Source organism: uncultured Parabacteroides sp. (genome assembly GCF_905196875.1).
In the GTDB taxonomy this organism is placed as follows: domain Bacteria; phylum Bacteroidota; class Bacteroidia; order Bacteroidales; family Tannerellaceae; genus Parabacteroides.
On the sequence record NZ_CAJJWO010000059.1, the window covers coordinates 1 to 21,843 of the forward strand.

16 protein-coding genes are annotated in these 21,843 nt (G+C 47.7%); 3 read left to right on the forward strand and 13 right to left on the reverse strand.

All coding sequences use genetic code 11. The features are described from left to right. Nucleotides 1-1,804, forward strand: a 1,804-nt coding sequence (locus tag QZ076_RS16555; protein WP_293714873.1) for a glycoside hydrolase family 2 TIM barrel-domain containing protein, incomplete at its 5' end; no start/stop codon positions are given. Between the two features lie 323 nt (nucleotides 1,805-2,127). Here the strand turns inward: QZ076_RS16555 and QZ076_RS16560 are convergent. The 9 genes from QZ076_RS16560 to QZ076_RS16600 all read right to left on the reverse strand — a co-directional run bounded on the left by QZ076_RS16560 (nucleotide 2,128) and on the right by QZ076_RS16600 (nucleotide 12,466). After that, a complete protein-coding gene (locus QZ076_RS16560; protein ID WP_293714875.1) occupies nucleotides 2,128-2,577 on the reverse strand; it encodes an HU family DNA-binding protein in 450 nt (149 codons plus the stop codon). Nucleotides 2,578-2,692: 115 nt separating this feature from the next. Then, the gene (locus QZ076_RS16565; RefSeq protein ID WP_293714877.1) at nucleotides 2,693-3,130 is read right to left on the reverse strand and encodes a hypothetical protein; all 438 of its coding nucleotides are present in this window, start codon (nucleotides 3,128-3,130) and stop codon (nucleotides 2,693-2,695) included. Between the two features lie 126 nt (nucleotides 3,131-3,256). Then, nucleotides 3,257-5,281, reverse strand: a complete 2,025-nt coding sequence (locus tag QZ076_RS16570; protein ID WP_293714878.1) for a RagB/SusD family nutrient uptake outer membrane protein — start codon at nucleotides 5,279-5,281, stop codon at nucleotides 3,257-3,259. Nucleotides 5,282-5,292: 11 nt separating this feature from the next. After that, nucleotides 5,293-8,574: a TonB-dependent receptor gene (locus QZ076_RS16575; RefSeq protein ID WP_293714880.1), complete on the reverse strand. Its 3,282-nt coding sequence runs from the start codon at nucleotides 8,572-8,574 to the stop codon at nucleotides 5,293-5,295. Nucleotides 8,575-8,941: 367 nt separating this feature from the next. Then, nucleotides 8,942-9,403: a DUF4293 domain-containing protein gene (locus tag QZ076_RS16580; protein ID WP_293714882.1), complete on the reverse strand. Its 462-nt coding sequence runs from the start codon at nucleotides 9,401-9,403 to the stop codon at nucleotides 8,942-8,944. Nucleotides 9,404-9,479: 76 nt separating this feature from the next. After that, complete coding sequence (locus tag QZ076_RS16585) at nucleotides 9,480-9,812, reverse strand: DNA-directed RNA polymerase subunit omega (RefSeq protein WP_028726748.1); 333 nt, start codon at nucleotides 9,810-9,812, stop codon at nucleotides 9,480-9,482. A 26-nt stretch (nucleotides 9,813-9,838) separates the two neighbouring features. Then, complete coding sequence (gene bamD, locus QZ076_RS16590) at nucleotides 9,839-10,651, reverse strand: outer membrane protein assembly factor BamD (protein WP_293714884.1); 813 nt, start codon at nucleotides 10,649-10,651, stop codon at nucleotides 9,839-9,841. A 67-nt stretch (nucleotides 10,652-10,718) separates the two neighbouring features. After that, nucleotides 10,719-11,144 carry an amino acid-binding protein gene (locus tag QZ076_RS16595; protein ID WP_028726750.1) on the reverse strand — a complete coding sequence of 142 codons (426 nt, stop codon included), beginning with the start codon at nucleotides 11,142-11,144 and terminating at the stop codon, nucleotides 10,719-10,721. A 20-nt stretch (nucleotides 11,145-11,164) separates the two neighbouring features. Next, entirely contained in the window at nucleotides 11,165-12,466 is a 1,302-nt protein-coding gene (locus QZ076_RS16600; RefSeq protein WP_028726751.1) for a phenylacetate--CoA ligase, read from the reverse strand. 139 nt (nucleotides 12,467-12,605) lie between these two features. Here QZ076_RS16600 and QZ076_RS16605 point away from each other — a divergent pair, with 139 nt between their 5' ends. After that, nucleotides 12,606-13,772: an MFS transporter gene (locus tag QZ076_RS16605; protein WP_293714892.1), complete on the forward strand. Its 1,167-nt coding sequence runs from the start codon at nucleotides 12,606-12,608 to the stop codon at nucleotides 13,770-13,772. A gap of 104 nt (nucleotides 13,773-13,876) precedes the next feature. Here the strand turns inward: QZ076_RS16605 and QZ076_RS16610 are convergent, their stop codons facing one another. From QZ076_RS16610 to QZ076_RS16625, 4 genes are all read right to left on the reverse strand, one after another. After that, the gene (locus tag QZ076_RS16610; RefSeq protein WP_293714894.1) at nucleotides 13,877-14,983 is read right to left on the reverse strand and encodes a metallophosphoesterase family protein; all 1,107 of its coding nucleotides are present in this window, start codon (nucleotides 14,981-14,983) and stop codon (nucleotides 13,877-13,879) included. Between the two features lie 11 nt (nucleotides 14,984-14,994). Beyond that, nucleotides 14,995-16,482, reverse strand: coding sequence for a SusD/RagB family nutrient-binding outer membrane lipoprotein (locus tag QZ076_RS16615; RefSeq protein WP_293714896.1), 1,488 nt, complete (start codon nucleotides 16,480-16,482; stop codon nucleotides 14,995-14,997). A gap of 14 nt (nucleotides 16,483-16,496) precedes the next feature. After that, on the reverse strand, nucleotides 16,497-19,679 hold the full coding sequence (locus QZ076_RS16620; protein ID WP_293714898.1) for a SusC/RagA family TonB-linked outer membrane protein: 3,183 nt from the start codon (nucleotides 19,677-19,679) through the stop codon (nucleotides 16,497-16,499). 113 nt (nucleotides 19,680-19,792) lie between these two features. Beyond that, nucleotides 19,793-20,329 (reverse strand): hypothetical protein, encoded by a 537-nt coding sequence (locus QZ076_RS16625; protein WP_293714900.1) that lies wholly within the window; start codon nucleotides 20,327-20,329, stop codon nucleotides 19,793-19,795. A gap of 218 nt (nucleotides 20,330-20,547) precedes the next feature. Between QZ076_RS16625 and QZ076_RS16630 the strand changes: the two genes are divergently transcribed. Further along, nucleotides 20,548-21,810, forward strand: coding sequence for a Gfo/Idh/MocA family oxidoreductase (locus QZ076_RS16630; RefSeq protein WP_293714902.1), 1,263 nt, complete (start codon nucleotides 20,548-20,550; stop codon nucleotides 21,808-21,810). Nucleotides 21,811-21,843 lie beyond the last annotated feature (33 nt).

Below are 21,843 nucleotides of genomic sequence, written 5' to 3' on the forward strand. Positions count from 1 at the left end.
CATCGAGTCGCACGGAATGGGTTACGGCCCCGAATCGCTGGCCAAAGACTCTACCTGGTTGCCGGCCCACCTGGATCGTACCCGCCGGATGTACGAACGTTCGAAGAACCATCCCTGCATCGTGATCTGGTCTTTAGGTAACGAAGCCGGCAACGGGATCAATTTCGAACGTACCTACGACTGGTTGAAGTCGGTCGAAAAGACTCGCCCCGTGCAATACGAACGTGCCGAACAGAACTACAACACCGACATCTACTGTCGCATGTACCGCAGCGTAGACGTCATCAAAGAATATCTGAACCAGAAGGAACCGCCCATTTACCGCCCCTTCATCCTCTGCGAATACGTGCATGCGATGGGTAACAGCGTAGGCGGACTGAAAGAGTACTGGGATGTATTCGAAAACGAACCGATGGCACAGGGCGGTTGCGTCTGGGACTGGGTAGACCAGTCGTTTCGCGAAATCGACAAAGACGGTAACTGGTACTGGACGTATGGCGGCGATTACGGCCCCAAAGGTATCCCCAGCTTCGACAACTTCTGCTGCAACGGCCTGGTGAGCGCCGACCGTATCCCCCACCCGCATCTGAACGAAGTGAAGAAGGTGTACCAGTACATCAAAACGCAGCTAACGGACGAACGCACGCTGACGCTTTCCATCAAAAACTGGTACGATTTCAGCAACCTCAACGAATATACACTGAACTGGCAACTGCTAACCGACAACGGCCGCATCGTCCGCCAGGGAACGGAAACCGTCGACTGTCTCCCCCACGAAACAACGACACTGACACTCGGTAAAACCGCCTTGCCGAAAGACTGCAAAGAGGTATTCCTCAACCTGAGCTGGACACCGAAGCAGGCTCGCCCCTTCATCCCCGTCACCCACGAAGCGGCTTACGACCAGTTCGTATTGACAGCCAACAAGAACTACCGGCCTTCACTCCCGTCGTTGAAAGCCTCCGCCCTGAAACAGGACGGCAATACTTTCGGCAACGACCGTGTAAGCATCTCTTTCTCGCCGGAGACAGGCGCCATGACATCCTACCGTCTCGACGGCAAGGAATTGCTCTCGACCCCTGTCACCATCAGTCTCTACCGCCCGATCACCGACAACGACAACCGCGACCGTAACGGTGCCCGTCTCTGGAAAGCCGCCGGTTTGGATAAACTCACTCAGCAGGCCCGCACCTTCCGGACAGGCAAAAACAGTGTGCAGACAACAGTAGCACTACTGAATGACAAAGGCGAGACAGTAGGGACAGCCACGCAGGACTATAGACTCAACCCCGACGGCACAGTAGCGATAGCAACGACCTTCACGCCCGACACTGCCATCGTCAAATCGTTGGCCCGTATCGGCCTGACGTTCGAAATGCCGGCTGAATATGCGCAGGTTTCCTACCTGGGACGTACCGGCGAAACCTACATCGACCGTATCCAGAGCGGCCGTATCGCCATCGACCATACGGATGCCGAACGGATGTTCCACTACTACGTGAAACCGCAATCCACCGGAAACCGCACGGATATGCGTTGGGCAACGATCACGAATGAATCGGGTAGCGGCTTGCATGTCACCGCCGCCCGTCCGTGGCAGTTCAGCCTGGTTCCGTTCAGCGACAGCAACATAGACAACGCTACACATATAAATCAATTACGAAGAAGCGGTACAGTCACCGTCCATCTGGATGCTGAGCAGGCGGGCGTAGGTACGGCTACCTGCGGCCCGGGCGTGTTGCCGGAATATCTGGTGCCGGTAGAGAAGACGACGTTCGAGTTTGTTATTCGGCCGGTGGAATAATACTATATTCCGACAGATACCGGAAGAGCCGGGAGTAAATGTTACTTCCGGCTCTTCTTTATATAAGTTCTTCATCCCATGACACTGACTTCTTCATCTCACAGCGTCGACCTTTTCATCTCACGAAGCAAACTTCTTCATCTCACATAGCTGACTTCTTCAAGTCTCGAAAAATACTTCTTCATGTTTCAGAGCAAACTTCTTCAAGTTTCGGAGTTTGTTTCTTCATGTTTCGGAATTGACTTCTTCATCTTACTAAAGGGGATAAAAAATCCCCTCCGGAAAACCCGGAGAGGAGTCTTTTTTCATTCAGAAAATAAGTATTATTCAATAACCGGACGATCGTCTTCTCCTGAACCGCCGCCTGTATTCGTTTTACCTTCAATCAGTTTGTCGATCCATATAAAGTCCACTTTTTGCATAGCAGCCTTCAATTCTTCACCGGGCTGGAAATTAATATTTACACAATTAATATCCGTAGCCTTCAGATCTTCTTTCTTATCCTTGCCCCTACTGTTAAGGGATGGAGAAAACGTACCCCAATCACCCAGTTTCACACTATGCCCGTCTGCCATCAAACGTTGGATTACCTTCCGAAGTTGGCGGATAGACATCAACGCTTCCGACGGATTCAGAGTCGTCTCGTCGGAAATGAGTTCAGCCACTTTCGTTTCCGGAACCAATCCGGTGGAGTTCTGAACGGCATACCATTTCTTCGGCGCATCCTTATCCCGCGGATTAGCACGCTGGATTGCTCTAATTAATATTGCCATGATAAATAAATTTAAAGTTATAACTTAAAATACATTGTATTTCGAAATGAGAAGGCATTCTATCACAACATTTGAATTAACATCATAAGAATGTAGGTCATCAACAGAGATCAAATCAATTTCCTCCGCTTCCTAATTGATAAATGATAGTGATCGTCGTATTCGATGTAATCGGAGGAAGTGTATAAGTACCGCCTGAAGTTCCTAGCACATAAGTTACACGACCATTATCGACAAGAATTTGAACAACAGTCTGGCCTGAATATGAATAGGTAGAAAACGATACAACCCCATTAGCGCCAACGTCTGCAATTCCATCATGATCAAAATAATGTGAACCGGTATCATCTTTATACGTGGCTGTATAGAAAGGCCCTGCTACTGAAACATCTAATCCAGTTGTAGATCTCTCAAAAAAACTGACTTTATAAGTCGTACTTGCCACACTGGGATTATTACTGGCAACTGTTTCTTCCATATTTTGTGGAGTTGCAAAGCAAATACCACATACAAAGAAAAAAAGCAACAACATAATAACTTTTGTCTTTTTCATAACGTTTAAAATTTAAATTGTTACTAGATATATTTAGTTCAATACGCAACATAAAATCAAAAGATACGAACGAAAAGCCCCCTCTTTCACAGAGGGGAACCTTCCCACACATCAATTAGTTTTATGTTAATAGCCTATGGCTCCCGATGAGGTTAACGGCCATCCCGGATTCTGGTAAATCACAGAAGATCCCAGATCGTTAGGGTCGCTAGATGTATATTTGAAATGATGCAGTGCAATCGGATCAAGATAGTGCGCTTCACACCATTTATATCCGTCCCACATAAGATTGTTACCTTGGCTGATGACCCTGTAAGGACGTAAATATTCGCCGCTGTTTGCAAGGTTGGAAACATTTGCATTCTGTTGTCCTTCAGGAATAAGCAGACTTTCACCTGTGGGTTTCTGATCCTTATCCAATTTGGGATATGCGTCTTTCAAATCTGATCCCCAAAGGTTTACGCCTTCCACTTGATAACCATTAACTTGATCCAGGGCTCTCCAGCGTCTCAGGTCCATCATACGCAGACCTTCTTCTATCATTTCGCAACGACGTTCGCGGCGGATGCAATATAGCAACGGAGATACTTGTCTTCCTGCAGAGTATACACCCCAATCAGACTCTTTATCCAGTTTTGTTGCATTCAATGTAATATGGTAATCCGGTAAATTAGCCCTGTCACGAATAGCATTCCAATAAGCTTCGGATTCAGCAGATATACTGTTTCCTCCCTTTTCCATGCAATCAGCCTCAATATAGTTCAAATATGCTTCGGCAGCCCGGAAAATAGGTGAGCCTTCTACAGATCTTTGATCGCCGCTAGTATAATAAGTATCAGCTGCCAGACCTTTACGCAGGCCATAACCTGTAACAGATCTTACTTCCGGGTTGTCAATGATGGTAGGAGCATAAGGCCATGAAACTCCATTATATTCTCCAGCTTCATTTGTTTGTTTATCCAGATGTTCGTAAGGACGCATCATAAATAGGTTAAGGCGCGACTCCCTGTCGGTTTCTACATCTTTAACGGATTTATCTCCTTTATACAAGGGGGAAGCGTAAATTGGCAAGCCGTCCCTGCACAAGAATGTTTCTACATATTGACGGGTGAATCCGGTGTTACCTCCGCTTAATATATAAGAAGTGGCACCATGTTTTACACCCAATGTAAAGCTATACCGTTTCCACAAAAGTATTTCGGGAGCCGAATTCATATCTTCCAAAGCGAACTGTGCGAAATAAGGATTACTCATGCCACGGTTAGTCGTATCTGACAGATTAATACCCGTTTTATCTGTATTTTGTGCCAACAGTCCCTGGTCTGCAAGCTCTTTGGATGCCGCTTTACATTCCTTCAGGAAGAAAGCTATCTCATTGTCCAGGTTTGCGCCTGTGTATTCGCCACCGGGCCATCCGGGACCACCGGGGACTAAAGCCGTACCTTTATGGTAAGTTAGCCAGCTTGCTTCAAACAAAGCGACTCTTGATTTGACCAATAAGGCCACATTGCGGGTAATCCTGTTTTTCCCTCCCGACGGAGCCGTATTACTCAAAAGCATCAGGGCTGAATCCAGGTCATTGATGATGAAGTGTGCTACTTCATTACGAGGACTGCGTTTGCTGGCTTCTATTAATTGCCCTTCTTCATCTATTAATGTACTTTTGATAATAGGAAAATCCCCTAATTTTTGTAATTTGGAGAAATAATTCCATGCTCGCTGCAAGTAGACTTCGCCAATGTAATGCCTGATATTATTGTCGTCGCCTTGTATGCTCTTGGAATCATAACGTGGCATTACGGTCTCAATGAAATAATTGGCATTTCTTATTTTCTTGAAATTCCATGGATCATCATCTTCTTTGATAGATTCAGGAACTTTCCATTGCCCGGGCAACCATTTATTGTCGTAACCTGATGTTGCCTGGTTATCAGTGTTATTATCATTGCCCCAGCTCCCGATATTATATTTTTCTTCATGTGCAGGAAAGTCGTATCCCTTGATGGCATAAGATGCCAAGTCGGCTTCAGACCATAAGTAATTATTGGGAGTAACTTTATCCAAGGGTTCAAGGTCTAAGAAATCATTGCATGAACTCAGGCCGATCAATCCTCCTGCTAATATAAATAAGTATTTATTTAATGTTTTCATTTGCTATTCAATTAAAAATTAACACTAAGTCCTGTTGAAAATGTCTGTGACAGTGGATGTGTCTTGGCTGTAGAAGTCCCGTCATTCCAGTTTGCCCCATATCCTGTACCCAAAGTTTCGGGGTCGAAAGCATCGGGTAATGAAGTTATAGTAAACAGGTTCTCGGCAGAGAAGAATATTCTCAGATTAGAAATTCTGGCCTTCTGCGTATAACGTGCCGGGATGGTATATCCTATTTGCAGGTTCTTCAGACGACAGTAGGCGGCACTCTGTAGATAGCGAGTCTGTTTCTCTTGGTTTTGCCCATTGAACAATGGCCTTGGCAAATAGGCATCATGATTTTCACCCCAGAAGTCATCTGCGTCACGGTAAAAGTCCATCTGGCTTTTGAAAAAGCCGGATTGCCATCTGTTTCCGGTAGCGCCGAACATCATGTTTCCATCTACATAATAGTCTCTTTTCAATACACCTTGCAGGAATACGCGTATATCAAAGCCTTTCCATGAGGCATCCAGATCAAGGCCAAACTTGTAGCGCGGTGTGTTGTTACCAATAATCTTCAAGTCACCCGGATTGTCTACCGTAGTTCCTTTGTGGATTGTTCCGTCTCCGTCCAAGTCTTTGTACATAATATCACCGGCAGCCCAATTCTTGCCTATTTCACTTTGTCCGCCATTGGGCAGGGATGCCAGGTGATCCTGCATTTCCTGATCGCTCTTGGCAATTCCAATCGTTTCGAATCCCCAGATTTCGCCCATATATTCTCCGGCTCTCCATGTAGAAAGTAATCCTTTTTCATTCGGATATTTTAAGACTTTCTGCCGGTCGTCCGAAAGAAGCACATGTACTCCATATTGTACTGCGTCAATACGGTCTCTCCATGAAAGATCGAGTTCGAAACCGGTAGACTGCAAGTCGGCATTATTTGTTTTAGGAACGTCGGCACCTAGCACAGCGGGTAAAGTGGGGGCCGGCCCTACCATATTTATAGTCTTTCGGTTGAACCAGTCGAAGCTCATGTTCAAACGATTATTGAACATCCCCAGGTCGAAGCCGACATTCCAGGAACGCATGGTTTCCCAACCCAAAAGCGCTGAAATCAGTTCGGGGGAAGCGGCTGTGTTTTCAAATTTGCTATTGCTTAACAGCCAGTGGCTTTTGCTATCATTGGCAACAAATGGCATTGTCTGAATATAGGGATAAAGCGCTTTAGTATTTTGATTACCAAGTTCACCCCATGAACCACGTATCTTTAAAGTGTTGATCGTGTTTTCCAGCGGTTCCATGAATTCCTCACGTGCTACGTTCCAACCGGCGGATACTGAAGGGAACCAGTTCCAACGCTTGTCGGCGGCAAAACGGGAAGTACCGTCATAACGCATATTAAACTCTATCAGGTAGCGTTCTTTATAATCATAGTTCAATCGTCCGAAGAAACCGGCTGTCGCCCAATGATTCTTGTCACCTGCATCCTTATCAATTTCAATTTTATCAGGTCCTGTGGCTGTATTCAAATCAGGAACTTTCTCTGTGATAAGGTCTGTACGACTGGCACCCAGTTTACGCCATTTATTCAGTTCAGCCTGGAAACCCACCATGACCTTAAAATTATGGCCGCCTTCCAGTGATTTCATAAAATCAGTATAAACATTCGGATTAAAGAAATTTGTTCTTTCGGCATATTCTGCGACAGAATTGGTGTCACTGAAATATTCTGTTCCATCTACATAATGTTGTGGAAGATGTAATACATCCTTGTGTTGAAATCCATCAACAGTCTTATAATTCAACTCTCCAAATACCTTCCATCCTTTAACGGGTTCCAGTACAACCTGGAATTGCTGGTATAACCAATCAGTCTGACTGGCATCTTCGCCCTGATAAAGTAACTGGGACAGCAACCCAACCTGGGCATTACCGTTCGGGTCATACATAGGTTCGGAGGGAAAGCGTTTGGCCATGTCGTGATAATACTGGTTGTTATCCAAGGTAGACGGCTTGGTGTAATCCTTACGCATATATTTGGTGCTGTAGTTCACGTGTAACCAGGGGAACAATTCAGCATTTATTTTGGCTGTCACTGTGTATCTTTTCAGTTTATCGGGATTAAAACTGATCAGACCCGTTTGGTCCATAAAGTTACCGGAGAGGTAATATTGGAACTTTTCAGTACCCCCATTAATACTTAATGAATGTTCCTGTGAAAAAGCAGTGCCTCCGAAGAAAATATCATACCAGTCATTATTAGAGTTTCCCAGCCAGTTCCATGTCTTCCCATCCTCATTGGCAAACGTTGTCTGCGTGCTGGGTATTTCTCCATTTTGATAAGCTAGCATGAGTTCCAGGTTCTTAGCCGGGAAAAGGGGACCCTCTTGAGTATTATCGGCTGCCAAATTCATATATCGCGCATAGGTATATGAATCCGGTAATTGCGGCATGTTAATGGCATGGCTCCAACGGAAATTATCGTTATAACTGATGTTGACTTTACCTGCCTTACCTTTCTTGGTAGTGATCAAAACGACACCGAATGGCGCACGTGAACCGTAGATGGAGGAGGCGGCAGCATCTTTCAAAACGGAAATACTTTCAATGTCATTCGGATTCAAGACGTTCATATCACCTTCCATGCCGTCAATCAACACTAATGGCGAGGCATTGGAACCATTACCTATGGTACCGGCACCGCGGATATTAATTTTCATATCCTGGCCAATTTCTCCTCCGTTGCCATCAGAGCCATAGCTGAAGTTCATACCCGGCACTAAGCCTTGTAAGGCTTGGGATACGTTTGTAACCGGACGGGAAGTAAGCTCTTTGGCATCGACGACAGATACAGATCCTGTCAAATTCACTTTCTTTTGTGAACCGAAACCAACGACCACCACTTCGTCCAACGCTTGCGAGTCGTCTTCCAAAACGATATCCAATGTTTGCTGGTTAGTAATCTTTACGTTTACATCTTTATAACCGATAAAGGATATTTTCAGGGTAGCCCCTGCCGGTACTTTTAAGGAGAAGTTGCCATCCACATCAGTTACTGTCCCGATACTGGTTCCAGCAACCGATACGTTGGCTCCAATCACCGTTTCACCTGTAGCATCCTTTACAACACCTTTGATGATACGTTCATTTTGTTGGCTGACCGGCATGCCAGCACTTTCTTTAATAGTAGGATTCAAGGCAATCGAACCTTTTCCTGTGTCCGCTTTCGATGGAGCGGCAGAGAATAAAAAAAGAAGGGCGAAGGCCACATTCCAGTTTTTCATTCCCCGGAAATTCTCTCTCTTCATGTTTAATGTCATTTTTTCTTTAAGTTTTTTTCTTCTAGGTAACTTTTCTCTCTTTTAATTTAAAGGGTGGTTTTCCCTTTTGTTCAACACTTGTTTTCGTTTTTAAATCATAGGCAATTTTTTGTTTATTTCACACAGCAAAAGAAGCAATACAGGAGGCATTAGATGTTTGGAATCGTCTAAAGTATTTTCGTTATTTATTAAATCGGCTGTATAATAAGCCATAGATAAAGGCCCAGGATATATTTGGAGCGGTTGCGGTTAAACCAGGACTACGTTAACAAAAAAAAAAGCGCAACCATGTATTTACTACATGACTGCGCTTATGTATAACTTTTTCTGTCCGCTACGGACAATATATACTATCTTATCTCAGACGATCCAGCGAACGTACCAGTGCTTCATCAGCTCCGATATTGCGGATAGCCAGATAATCGAGGATCAGGCTGATCAGCGGGAAAGAGAGGGCGATCTTCACACTCAGTGCGGCATCGTTCAACCGGTCTTTCAATACCCATACGAAGAAAGCGAACAGGCCGTAGAAGCCCAGCATCAGTATCCCGTTAAAGATACAAAGGCGGATCTGCAACATGCGTTTCTTGAACAGGAAGATGGTAACCAATGCCAGGATAGAGATCACAGCCGTCAGGGCGAATAATCCCCAGGTCGGATAGACCAGCTCGGGAGTTGCTGCGATGGTGCTGATGCCTGTCGCATCGAAAGAGTAGAACTGGTCGCCAGCCTGAAACATAGCCAACGGTAAAAATAACGTAGCGACCATCAAGGCCACGATGATAAGTAAGTAAACTGTCTGTATTCTTTGTAACATGGTTATTAGTTCGTTTTAAATGGAAAGGCCGACTCTATCAGGGTCAGCCTTTTCATGTCTTAAACAATATTTCTTCTTAGAAATTATTCTTTTCCTTAGCAGGGTTCTTATAATAAACCTTACCTTCTTCATACTCCTGAGCAGCGATCAGTGTCGGCTTCGGAAGTTTTTCGTAATAACGGGAGATCTCGATCTGCTCTCTGTTTTCGAAAACTTCTTCCAGGTTATCGTTATAAGAAGCGAACTCCTGAAGTTTCTTTTCCAGGTCCTGCTTCATTTCAACACCAATCTGGTTAGCCCGTTTACCAATGATCATTACTGTTTCATACACATTTCCCGTGTCGGACGATAACTTCATCATGTCACGGGTAACCGTATTCGAAGGGGCGTTAGACTTTCTGTAATCCATTTTACTTTATTGATTAAATAATATCGTTAATACACATCTGTTATTCTCTTGCTGGCATAATCGTAGAACTTCTGTGCCTGTTTTACGTATTTGCCTTCCGGATATTCGTTGATGTAAGTGTAGTATTCATCCACTACCTCACGATAACGACCCTGCAACTTTTCTTCCACACTGGCAATAGCCTGTTCGTACTTCGCACGCAATACGTAGAACATGAACTCTTCCCTGTATTTAGAGTAAGGATAGTTCTTCAATGCATTCTCGGCGGTAATCACGGCAGACAAATAGTTATTGTCACGCATGTAAGTACCCAGGTTAAAATACAGTCTGACTGCCAATAATTCCTTGTAAGCCAGCTTTTCCTGCAATTCAAACATGATCTTCTGTGCTTCGGTCGCCCGTTCGCTCTGCGGATAATATTCCAGATAGAGCTGTAGCTGGTTAATAGCTTCATACGTCTGTGTCTGGTCTAACCGCGGATCAGGAGAGTCCAGATACAAACCATATCCCGAATAATAGCGTGACAACTCCGTGTACTCGCCTTTCGGATAGGTAGTGTAATACGTATTAAAGTATTGCGAAGCCGTCTGATAATCTTTCTGTCCGTAATAGCTCTGTGCCAGCAGGTAGAGGGATTCTTCGGCATAAGCAGTTCCTTTAAAGATTGTAACCAGTTCATCCAGCAGGGTAGCAGACTTGTTGTATTGCTTTGCATTGAAATACTTCTTTGCATACGAATACTTCAGTTCATAGTCCGTACTTTTCAATATCTTGTTATATTCCCCGCAAGAGGATAACAAGACCGTAATCATCATCAATAAAAATACAACCTTTTTCATTCACATACTTTTAGCGCGCAAAGTTACATTTTTTATTGCAAAATAACGAAGCGCATAACGTTAATATTTACAACTTATATAAATCGCTGGCAGCAATAAGCTCCAGTTTGTTGGCTTTCAGAACCTCTGCACACTTCTCCACATTGTCGGGACGAATAATCACATTAGCTGCCTCTCCCTGTGAGAATGCATACATATATTCAACAAAAATACCAGCCGAGGTAATGATTTCCATCGCCTTTGCCAATGCACCCGGTTGATTGGGGCAGTGCAGGCACACCACATCCGCCACACTCACCGCATATAATTTTTCGCGAAGTACCTGAATTGCTTTTTCCGTATCTGAAACGATCAGACGCAGGATACCGAAATCGGAATTCTCTGCCACCGTAAAGGCCGACATGTTCACTCCCGCTTCACCCAAAATCTTTGCCACTTCCGTAAAACGGCCTTTCTTGTTCTCAAGAAAGATAGATAACTGTTTAATTAACATAGCACTTTATTTTTTTAGGTTTAAACTAACTTACGATTGTCGATCACGTGCTTAGCCTTGCCCTGACTGCGTTCGAGGCTACGCGGTTCCACAATCTTTATATCAGGCTGAATACCGATCACACTCTGCATGCGGGCGGCGATCTTCTTCTTCAGCGCGATCATCTTGTTCATTTCGTCCGAATAGTAATCCGGGCGTACTTCCACCTGAATCTGGAAGGTATCGGTGTTGTTCACACGGTCTACCACGATCAGGTAATGCGGTTCGAATTCCGGCATTTCCAGCAATACGGATTCTACCTGCGACGGGAATACGTTGACACCACGGATAATCATCATATCGTCACTACGTCCGAGGATACGTCCCATACGGACAGCTGTACGGCCGCATTCGCACTTTTCATAGATCAAGTGCGTCAGGTCGCGCGTACGGTAACGGATCATCGGCATACCTTCTTTCGTCAGTGTGGTAAATACCAACTCGCCCTGTTCACCCGGCTCAACCGGTTGCAAGGTTACCGGATCGACAATTTCGGGGAAGAAATGGTCTTCCCAAAGGTGTGTACCGTTCTGACACTGACATTCGCCGCCGACACCTGGGCCACAGATCTCTGTCAGGCCATAGATATCGTATGCTTTAATGTTCAGCTTTTGTTCCAGCTCCTTACGCATGTTTTCTGTCCAGGGCTCGGCACCGAAAGCTCCTACCCTCAACTGGAACTCTTCCAGAGGAATACCCGAACTGTGGATCGTTTCGGCCAGATACAAGGCGTAAGAAGGTGTACAAGCCAAACCTTTTGCCCCGAAGTCGTGCATCAGCTGGATCTGCTTCTGCGTGTTACCACTACTCATCGGAATAACGGTTCCACCGATATTTTCAACTCCCCCATGTGCGCCCAAGCCACCGGTAAATAAGCCGTAACCATAGGAAACCTGCACAGAGTCGTCCTTTGTAATGCCATAGGCCGTCAAGCAGCGTGCCACCACTTCCGACCAGATAGACAAGTCTTTACGGGTATATCCTACCACGATCGGTTTTCCTGTCGTACCCGAAGAAGCATGTAAACGAACGATCTCGGACATCGGCACCGCCATCAGTCCGAAAGGGTAATTATCTCTTAAATCCTGTTTTACCGTAAACGGCAACTTGGATATATCTTCAATAGATTGAATATCATCCGGGGTAATACCCATTTCCTGCATTTTCTTACGATAAAAGGGGGTATTATGGTAAACGTGTTCGACAACCCGTTTCAACCGGATACTCTGTAATTTCCGCATTTCTTCGCGGTCCATACATTCAATAGTCTCATTCCAAATCATGGTATCAGTTTGTTATCTTTTAATTGTTAGTAGTCTAAATCTGTCGCAAAGTAAGAACTTTTTTACTAACTGGCAATAAATAATAAGGGTAAATCAAAACATTGTATCTTTGCGGTGCGATAAGAAAAGAAACAGCCTAATGAAACGGAATATACTTGCACTATACATTATTAAGTTATCCAAATGGTTTACCCTGGTCATGCCGATCATCGTGCTCTTCTATGAAGACCATGGGCTGGGGCTACAGGATGTCTTTATCCTGAAAAGTGTTTATTCCATAGCCGCCGTAGCGCTCGAGATACCTTCGGGTTATCTGGCAGACGTTTGGGGACGCCGCAAATGTCTGATACTGGGATGTATTCTTTTCTTCTTCGGTTATTTGTGCTATTCCTTCACCTCCACTTTCGCGGCATTTGTCGTGGCAGAAATCCTGCTGGGGACAGGACAGACGCTGGTGAACGGGGCAGACTCCGCACTGCTGTACGATACAACTGTGCAGTATAAGAAAGAAAACCTTTATCTGCGGTATGAAGGACGTATCACGATGATCGGGAATTTTGCGGAAGCCATTGCCGGTATCTTCGGTGGGTTGTTGGCAGCTTATTCGCTGCGTTATCCGTTCTATGCACAGGCCATCATCGCTTTCAGTGGTATCCCTGCGGCCTTTGCCTTGCAAGAGTTGAAGATAAAAAGCAAGATACAAAGCCCTTTGAACGAGATCGTGCGGATCATCAAATATTCGCTTATCACCAACCGCCAGTTATGTTATAATATCATGTTTTCGGGGATTATCGGAGCTGCCACCCTGACAATGGCCTGGTTCGTGCAGCCTTACCTGATGTATATGAAAACGCCGACTTCGTGGTTCGGTGTGATCTGGACGGTGCTGAACCTGACGGTAGGCATTGCCGCCCTTTACTCAGACCGGGTAGACAGCTATTTTGGGCCTAAGAAGATGGGGATACTGATCCTTACTTTCGTGGTAGGCGGTTATATCACCCTGGCTTTCAACCTAACCTATTTCGGGTTGGCGATCCTGATGGTATTCTACGTGATCAGAGGATTCGCCACACCTATATTAAAAGGATACATCAACCAGATGACATTTTCGGAGATGCGTGCCACCGTCCTCTCCATCCGTAACTTTATCATCCGGTTGATGTTTGCAGCCATCGCACCGTTCATCGGTTGGCTGAACGATATGTATTCGTTGCAGATTGCATTGCTGGCATCGGCTGCGATTATTACGGTACCGGGAGCGTTGTTCCTCTGGCTTCAGCTGACAGCGAAGACTAGTCAGGAATAGGTTCATTGTTTCCCTCGCCTGAAACAGTTGTTTCATTAGGGTGAAACAGTTGTTCCATCGGCATGAAACAGTTGTTTCTCCCTAGTGAAACTATTCCTACATGCCTAGCCGAACGGATTCGTATCCCCACCCTTCACAAAGTCTGCCGGATAATGGATGGATGAAATGACCGTGTTATCTTTCAAACGTATCCATGACTTGAAAGAACGTTTGCCTTCCGTCAGTTCGAATACACGGGCTCCGTTTCCACCGGGCACATCATGGTAGACGGTCTTGCCTCCGGTAAAACGTCCGTAGCCCAGCAGAAGACCTTTCCATTTGGCGACATAGTCGTTCACATGATCGTGGCCGACGAACGTACCCATAACATCGCCTGCTTCCAGCATTGCCGTGAACAGTCCGGAGTTGACGAAGGGTGCACAGGCTTTCTCTTTACGGACACCGATCAGCAACGTATTTTCGTCGGAAGCGGCCTGATTGTATTCGGGCACCGGGATATGGAAGAAAGCCAGTGCAGGAAGCGGTTTTCCTCCGTTCTTTGCGGTCAGGGCGGCACTGCTCTTCCTGTACCAGTCGATTTGATCGGGTTTGATCCAGTCGTAACCTTTAGTCTCTTCCTTTACAGAATAGGCCAGACTGTCGAAGCCATAGAGAAGAAAGGCTTCTTTTGAACCGTCCGAGCTGTTGACAGGAAGGATAAAGTTTGTTACTCCGGTTATACCTTCCACCGTTCCGGTCAGGTTTCCCGGCATTTCACTGATAAACGTATAGATTTCGCGGCGGGTCATATCGTGCTCGTCGTCATGGTTACCCAGCGTAGCGGCAAAGGGGATATTGCGGGAGATGACAGGTTCGAAAGCTTTCCGGAAACCCTCTGCTGCGGGTTTGGCAAATACGATATCGCCGGTATAGATCACGAAGTCAGGCTTTTCGGCATCCAGCACTTCGTTCATGCGTTCAGCTGCTTCTTCCGAAGCCGGATTGCCCGGCACCCAGTGGATATCGGTAAACTGTACGATCTTGAACGTACCATCCGCACGGAACTTCAGTTTGCCGGCATGTGCCTTATACAACGGGCTATCCAGATAAGAAGCGCCTGTTGCCCCCGTTACGCTTGCCGTTTCCTTTCCGGCTGCTTTCGTACCGGATATTCCCAGAAAAGACACCGGGAGCAAAAGCCCCGATGTCCGTAAAAATTCTTTTCTATTCATTTCACTATAACTTATTTAATCCACCACGGTTTGTCGGATGTCCGGTCGTTGCCCCCGAACTGCGATTGCAGGGCAGCCTCTACGTTGGCAGCATTGTTATTATATTCGTTCTGCGGATACATCCAGCGGTAAGGCAGGTTTACGCCCGCAGCCCTGCGGAATTCGGGATAGCCCGTACGCAACTGGTCGTAATACGGCATCCACATACTGCCTTGCAGGAAGGTCGGTATGTATTTCTGCAGGATGATACGTTCTATCTTCTGATCCTTTGTCAGCGAAGGGCTGTAAGCCACCTTCTCGCCTTGCAGGTAAGCCGCGGCCGCCTCTTCATCCAGGTAAGCGGCCACAGTGGGTGCATACTTTTCATAAAAACGGAAAGATGCCTTGACGGCAGACTCGTAAAGAGCCCGGTCGTCACCCGTAATCCAACCACGCACGACAGCTTCCGCCAGGATCAGTTGCTGCTCCGTATAGCCGAGCAGGATCATCGGTTCGTTCGTCGCATGCTGGTAATAGCGGGTAGCCGGCTTGGAACAGCCGCCCAGCGTCACCTTGTCGTTCACAAGGCTGTAGGCAATAGCAGGATCTCCCCCGTCGTAGGAAGAGAAATCGTCGATGGCCAGGCCGGCCTTTTCAGCTGCCGGGGTCTGGGTACAGAAAGCAAACAGGCGCGGGTCTTTGCGGGTGGCCAGGGCAGCCACATAGGTGGAGTCCATATAACGTCCCGAACCGAAGTCGCTGTCGTTGAAGTAAGGGTAACGGTCGTCCTGCTGATCGAGGAAGACCAGTTGGCCGTTGTCGGCATCGCTTGTCATCAGCGGTTCGTTCTGCGAGATACGGGCGAAGGTGGATTTCACGTCCAGGCTGCCTACGGTTTGTTTGTTCGACAACGACATCAGGACACGCAGACGGTAGGCATTGATCAGGCGGCGCCACTTCATCAGGTCACCGTTGTAGATGATGTCTCCGCTTATGATACTGTTATTGTCGGTCAGCAAGGAGTTTGCTTCTTCCAGTTTGGTCAGCACCGTGGCGAGCACCGTTTCCTGAGAGTCGTACTTAGGTTGGTACAAGCCGTTTGTTTCCGCCTGCATGGCCTCGCTGCAAGGCACGTCGCCGAACTGCATCGTGAGCATGTAGTAATAATGGGCTTCCAGGAAGAGAGCCAGTGCTTCGTAGGCCGTCTGGTCGCCTTTAGCCGCTTCTTCCTTCATCTTCGCTACGTTGCGCAGGTTGTTGTAATAATCGAAACCACCGCGTGTCCATTTGTACACCTGGTAGGTACTCTCGCCGGAAGTCAGGATCAACATTTTCGTGGCATGGCAGACCGAAGCACTCGACTCCTCAAATGTGGTGAACGACAAGCCGGTAAGCAGTAACGCCGGATCGGTGGTGGTCGGGTTGTTCGGGTCGATATTCATTTCTTCCAGGTCGATGCAGGAGTTGCAGGTAAACGCCAATGCGGCACCGGCAACGATATATTTTAGATACTTCTTCATTGTTTTATCTGTGATTATAATTTGATTGATGCGCTGATACCGATATAACGTGCCGACGGGTCTTGCAGGTCGCTGTCGCTTGCACCGAAGTCGGGATCGAGGTACGGGGTCTTTTTCCATACACCCAGGTTATTACCGAAGAGGGTCACTTCGAGTCCTTTGATCTTATTCATTTCGAAAAGATTCTTCAGGTCGTAGGAAACAGCCACGCGGCGCAGTTTAAGGTAAGAACGGTTGAATGTATTGGCAAACAATTCGCTTTCGGCGGTGCGTACCACGGCACGGTAAGGATAGTTCTGCGCCCAGGTCTGGATGTTGACAGCCGTCTCGTTCTTCTTGTACTGGCGGGTATCGGAGAGGATATTTCCGTTGACATCGTACGAAACTTCGCCGCTCACGATATTCACCCCTTCCGGCACATAGATCGCCTTGCCGCCGTTGTCGTATTCTTCCTGGCGGTACATCGTCGACTTAGGATGCTTGCCGCCCCACCACATCTTCTGGGTCGTCGTAGAGATCAGCGTACCGCCGATCGCTCCGTCTATATCGATATTAACCGTAAAGTTCTTTATCCTGAATGTATTCTGAAGACCGTAGCGCACGTCGGGCGACTGGTTGCCTATGTGGGTCTTGAAAGCACTCTGGGTAGGCATGCCGTTACTGTCGAGGATGAGCTGCCCGTCGGGAGTCTTTTCCCATTCGGTAGCGTACATGGCATCTGCACGGTCGCCCACCCTGAGGTCGCCGAACTTCTCCTGCCCGCCGTAGATCTTCGTCAGCTTGCGGATGTTGCTGCTCCAGTTGGTGGAAAGGTTCCAGGTGAAGTTCTTGTTCTGCACCGGAGTGGCACTAACGATCAACTCGAAACCGTTTGTCGTATATTCATTCCCGTTGACAAAACGGTAAGGGAAACCGGAAGCTTCGGATATAGGCAACTTGATGATACTGTTCTCGTCCAGCATACGGTAATAGGTCAGATCCAATCCCAGCCGGTTATGCAGGAAAGAGGTAGACATACCCACTTCGAAAGAAGAGGTCTTCTGCGGCAGGATATCCGGATTAACCAGGGCGGTAACCGTACCGGAACCCGAAGGATCGGTCACAGCATTGGGATAGGTCACCGAAGGCGTACTTCCGTAGAGGATACCTTTCGCATAAGTGGCCTGCAAAGCATACGGGTCGAGGTCGCTCGACACCTGCGCCCATGCCCCGTTCACCTTCAGATAATCCATCCAGGAGGGCAGTTTCACATATTCGTTCACCAGCGTACTGATGGAGACGGAAGGATAGAAATAAGAATTGTTTGCCGCAGACAAGGTAGACGACCAGTCATTACGTCCGGTAAACGTCAGGAAGACCGATTCGAACAGGTCGATATTGACAGAGCCGTAGACACTCTCGATTGCCTTCTCGTTCATGGAGTTTGTTGCGCTCACCGGGTTCAGACTGTTACCCAGGTTGTACACTTTCGGAACGATCAGACCGTCTGTTGCCTGCGCTTCCTTACGTATCTGGCGGTAATAGAGGGAAGTTCCCAGGTTGGCCGTGAAAGCGAAGTCTTTGCTCACCGCCTGCGTATAGGTTGCGAGGGCGTCGGCATTGATATCGAGCTGGTCGGTGTTCCAGGTCTTGTAGTCACCGTTGCGGGAGTCGCCGTAGTTCATGTACGACTTCGGGCTTTTCATATCTTCAAACGTGTTCTCCAGACGTCCGGCGGCACGCCCCTGCACGGTCAGGCCGGGCAATACGTCCCAGTTCAGTTTCACCTGCCCGTTCGTCGTGTTGCGGTCATGCTTCTGGGTCAACTCGTTGGTTGCAAAATAGGGGTTGTTGTACCAGGCGTAGTTGTAGTTTGCCTGGCGCGTACCTTCCGAGTCGGGACGGTACATATGTTCGGACAATTCCTTGCCGTTCACATCGTTACCCATCCAGAGCAGGATGGTGTACATATGGTTCTTCGGGCCGTAACCGTAGCGGGGATAGTTGGGTGAATAGACCTTGTTGTACGACAGGTTGGCCGACAACGTCACCGTGTTGCTCAGGTTAAACATACTATTGAAGTTCAAGCCGCCTGTATAGATAGAGGTATTCGGAACCTGCCCGCGTTGCTTGGAGAAGTCACCGTTGAAATTGTAGTTCGCTTTTTTCGTCTTGTTCGCCACCGAGAAAGTAGCCTTGGTGATGACACCCGTACGGAGGAAGTCTTTCAGGTTATCGTGGGCTTCCCAGGTGGTCGGCACACGTTCGTAGCGGGTACGGTCGTCGTAAACCGATCCGGCCACATCGCCCCACCAGGGGATCGTCTCTCCCGTCTGCTTGTCGCGGATCGGACTGTTCCACTGGGCGATCTTCTGCCCTTCGAAGCGAGGCCCCCAGGTCATATCGCCATCGGAGATACCACCGTCGGCACCGTCCCAAAACTCATACTGTCCGTTCGAACCGGAACCGAACTCGTTCTGTGTCTCGGGAAATACCGTAAAACCGGCTGTCACCATGCTGGAGATACCCGCAGTGACCACCAGCCCTTCTTCCTTGGCCAGTTTCGTAGAGATCAGGATCGCCCCGTCTTTACCACGCGAACCGTACAAGGCGGCTGCCGCCGTTCCTTTCAACACGTTGATACTCTCGATATTCTCCGGAGATACATCGAACAGATCCGACTCGACAGGAATACCGTCCACCACCATCAGCGGAGTCTTACCGCGCAGGGAGAAGCTGGGTGCCTGGAACATGCCGGTAGGATTGTTGACCGTCAGGCCTGCCACCTGCCCGGAAAGGGCGTTACCCACGTTCACCGTACCGGGTTGCTCCAACGCTTCGGTGCTCACCTGCTGGGTGGTGTATCCCAGTTTCTTTTTCTGCTGCTTGATACCGATGGCGGTCACCACCACTTCATCGATCAGCTTCACGTCGTCCGACATTTCCACATTGATAACCTTCAGGTTACCTATCGGACGTTCCACCGTTTCATATCCTACGAAAGAAAAGACCAACGTACCGTTCTTCGGTGCTTCGATCTCGTAATTACCATCTATATCCGTTACGGTTCCGACAACTGAATTCTTAACCACCACTGCGGCTCCTGTCACGGGACCCAGTTTGTCCGTTACCGTCCCGGTCACTTTCACCGCTTGGGCAAAGGCCAGGGTCGAACAAATCAGAAAGCTACAAATCAATAAGTAAAATTTGCTTTTCATATATAAACATTAATTGATGTACACATACGAAGTCCCGGGGCAAGGTCTCGGACTTGCCCTAAAACATTCGTTTCCACTAAAATATAAAGGGATGGGGAGTAGAGAGGAGGAAATTAGTAGAGGCTTTTCAGCTTGACGTTATCAAAGATCGCCAGCAGACGCGACGAGTCTTTCTTGTTACCCTGTAGGGCTTCTTCAAACGTATTGGTATCGGAGTCGATAGCGGCCAGGGCGATCTTCAGCACATTGGCGAATTCGTCCGATGCCTCTTCCTTTGTCAGCTTCTTGCTCTTCACATCTTTGTTCAGCTGTTTCTCGATCGAGCGGACGGCATTATAGATACCCGGTTTACGGATCACCGTACGGCGTGACGGGTCGCCCGGTACTATTTCCTCTTTAATCACATACATATCCATGAACGCATTGTACAAGCATCCGACCTCTTTGCCGAACTTATGATTGTTTGCGTTAGCCAGTTCTTCAGCAGTAGGTTCCTGCACGGCAGAATAAAACTCCCATGTTTCGACAGGAGCTGCTTCCACATTTGCTTTGCTTGCCTTGTCGTTATCTCCATCGGCAACTGTCACGGCATGCAGCATAGAGAACGAAGTACCCAATAAAACAACTAATAACACTAAACTCTTTTTCATAACGATTTCTTTTATCTATTAAATTATGCTGCAAATGTAGAGGTGCCATATTACAAAACCGCAACAAAAAAATTAAGATGTATTTACCTTTTTGTTACAAGACCGGACAATCCGGTGAATAGCAATAGGTTTATTTCATACAGTAACCTATCATATGAACGGTTTATAAAGAATTTATCCTATATTTGGGGAATATTCATTCATAATCATCTTAGACCATGAACACAGAAAAGACCACTCCCGTATCAGCCATCGTTCTGGGAGCCAGCGGAAGAGGTAAATTGTACGGCGATTATTCACTGGAACATCCGGACGACCTGCAAATCACAGGTATTGCGGAGTTGGTGGAACTGCGCCGCAACATATACGGCGACAAATACCATGTACCCCAGGAAAACCGTGTCGCCACCTGGGAAGAGATGCTCAGCCGTCCCAAGTTTGCCGATGCCGTAATTATCGCCACCCCCGATCACCTTCATTATGCCCCTTGCATGAAAGCGCTCGACCTGGGATACGACATCCTGCTCGAAAAACCGATTGCACAGACCGACGAGGAATGTCGCCGTCTGGTTGCTTATGCCAAAGAAAAAGGAAAGATCGTAGGTCTTACCCATGTACTGCGTTACTCGCCTTACTTCGGGATGTTGAAAGAGATGATCAACAGCAAGGCAATCGGCGAGCTGGTCAGCATCCAGCATTTCGAGCCGGTGGAGCATGTGCACATGAGCCATTCGTACGTACGCGGAAGCTGGCGTGATTCGGAAGCGAGTACGCCGTTGGTTCTGGCCAAATCGAGCCACGACCTGGACATCCTTCACTGGATCATCGGCAAACCTTGTAAGAAAGTGGTAGCCTTCGGCGACCTGGCACATTTCAAGGCAGAGAATGCTCCCGAAGGTGCCCCGGCACGTTGTACCGACGGTTGTCCGGCAGAAGCGTCCTGCCCCTTCTCCGCCCTGAAGATTTACTACCGCGACCGCACCTGGCTCTACGTATTCGACCTGCCGGAAGACCCGGACAAGCAGGGCGACGTGATCCTGGAAAACCTGAAAACGGGCCCATACGGCAAATGCGTCTACCATTGCGAGAACAACCAGCCGGATCATTATATGATGTTGATGGAGTTTGAAGGCGGCGTAACGGTCAACTTCTCGATCGAGGCCTTCACCTCTTATGGTGGTCGCCGTACTCGCATCATGGGGACACGTGGCGACATCGTCGGCGATATGGAGACGTTCACCCATACCGATTTCGTCACCGGCATATCCAAAACATACAATGCCAACGCCGAAGACGCCCTCAACTACGAAGGCGTAGGCCACGGCGGTGGTGATGCCGGCATGATCCGCGACTGGATTGAGGCCATCCGCCGCCAGGACGCCAGCCTGATGAGTACACCGCTCGACGAGTCGCTGGAAAGCCATCTGATGGCGTTTGCAGCGGAAAGGAGCAGGAAGGAAGGGAAGGTGATAGAAATATAGATAAAAAATATGCCATAGAACACACGGGGTAAT

Coding starts and splice junctions, on each gene's coding strand:
- QZ076_RS16620 (WP_293714898.1), bottom strand. CDS start 19,679: ATGAAAAGCAAATTTTACTTATTGATTTGTAGCTTTCTGATTTGTTCG.
- QZ076_RS16595 (WP_028726750.1), bottom strand. CDS start 11,144: ATGTTAATTAAACAGTTATCTATCTTTCTTGAGAACAAGAAAGGCCGT.
- QZ076_RS16585 (WP_028726748.1), bottom strand. CDS start 9,812: ATGGATTACAGAAAGTCTAACGCCCCTTCGAATACGGTTACCCGTGAC.
- QZ076_RS16615 (WP_293714896.1), bottom strand. CDS start 16,482: ATGAAGAAGTATCTAAAATATATCGTTGCCGGTGCCGCATTGGCGTTT.
- bamD (WP_293714884.1), bottom strand. CDS start 10,651: ATGAAAAAGGTTGTATTTTTATTGATGATGATTACGGTCTTGTTATCC.
- QZ076_RS16600 (WP_028726751.1), bottom strand. CDS start 12,466: ATGATTTGGAATGAGACTATTGAATGTATGGACCGCGAAGAAATGCGG.
- QZ076_RS16575 (WP_293714880.1), bottom strand. CDS start 8,574: ATGAAGAGAGAGAATTTCCGGGGAATGAAAAACTGGAATGTGGCCTTC.
- QZ076_RS16560 (WP_293714875.1), bottom strand. CDS start 2,577: ATGGCAATATTAATTAGAGCAATCCAGCGTGCTAATCCGCGGGATAAG.
- QZ076_RS16605 (WP_293714892.1), top strand. CDS start 12,606: ATGAAACGGAATATACTTGCACTATACATTATTAAGTTATCCAAATGG.
- QZ076_RS16570 (WP_293714878.1), bottom strand. CDS start 5,281: ATGAAAACATTAAATAAATACTTATTTATATTAGCAGGAGGATTGATC.
- QZ076_RS16580 (WP_293714882.1), bottom strand. CDS start 9,403: ATGTTACAAAGAATACAGACAGTTTACTTACTTATCATCGTGGCCTTG.
- QZ076_RS16625 (WP_293714900.1), bottom strand. CDS start 20,329: ATGAAAAAGAGTTTAGTGTTATTAGTTGTTTTATTGGGTACTTCGTTC.
- QZ076_RS16610 (WP_293714894.1), bottom strand. CDS start 14,983: ATGAATAGAAAAGAATTTTTACGGACATCGGGGCTTTTGCTCCCGGTG.
- QZ076_RS16565 (WP_293714877.1), bottom strand. CDS start 3,130: ATGAAAAAGACAAAAGTTATTATGTTGTTGCTTTTTTTCTTTGTATGT.
- QZ076_RS16630 (WP_293714902.1), top strand. CDS start 20,548: ATGAACACAGAAAAGACCACTCCCGTATCAGCCATCGTTCTGGGAGCC.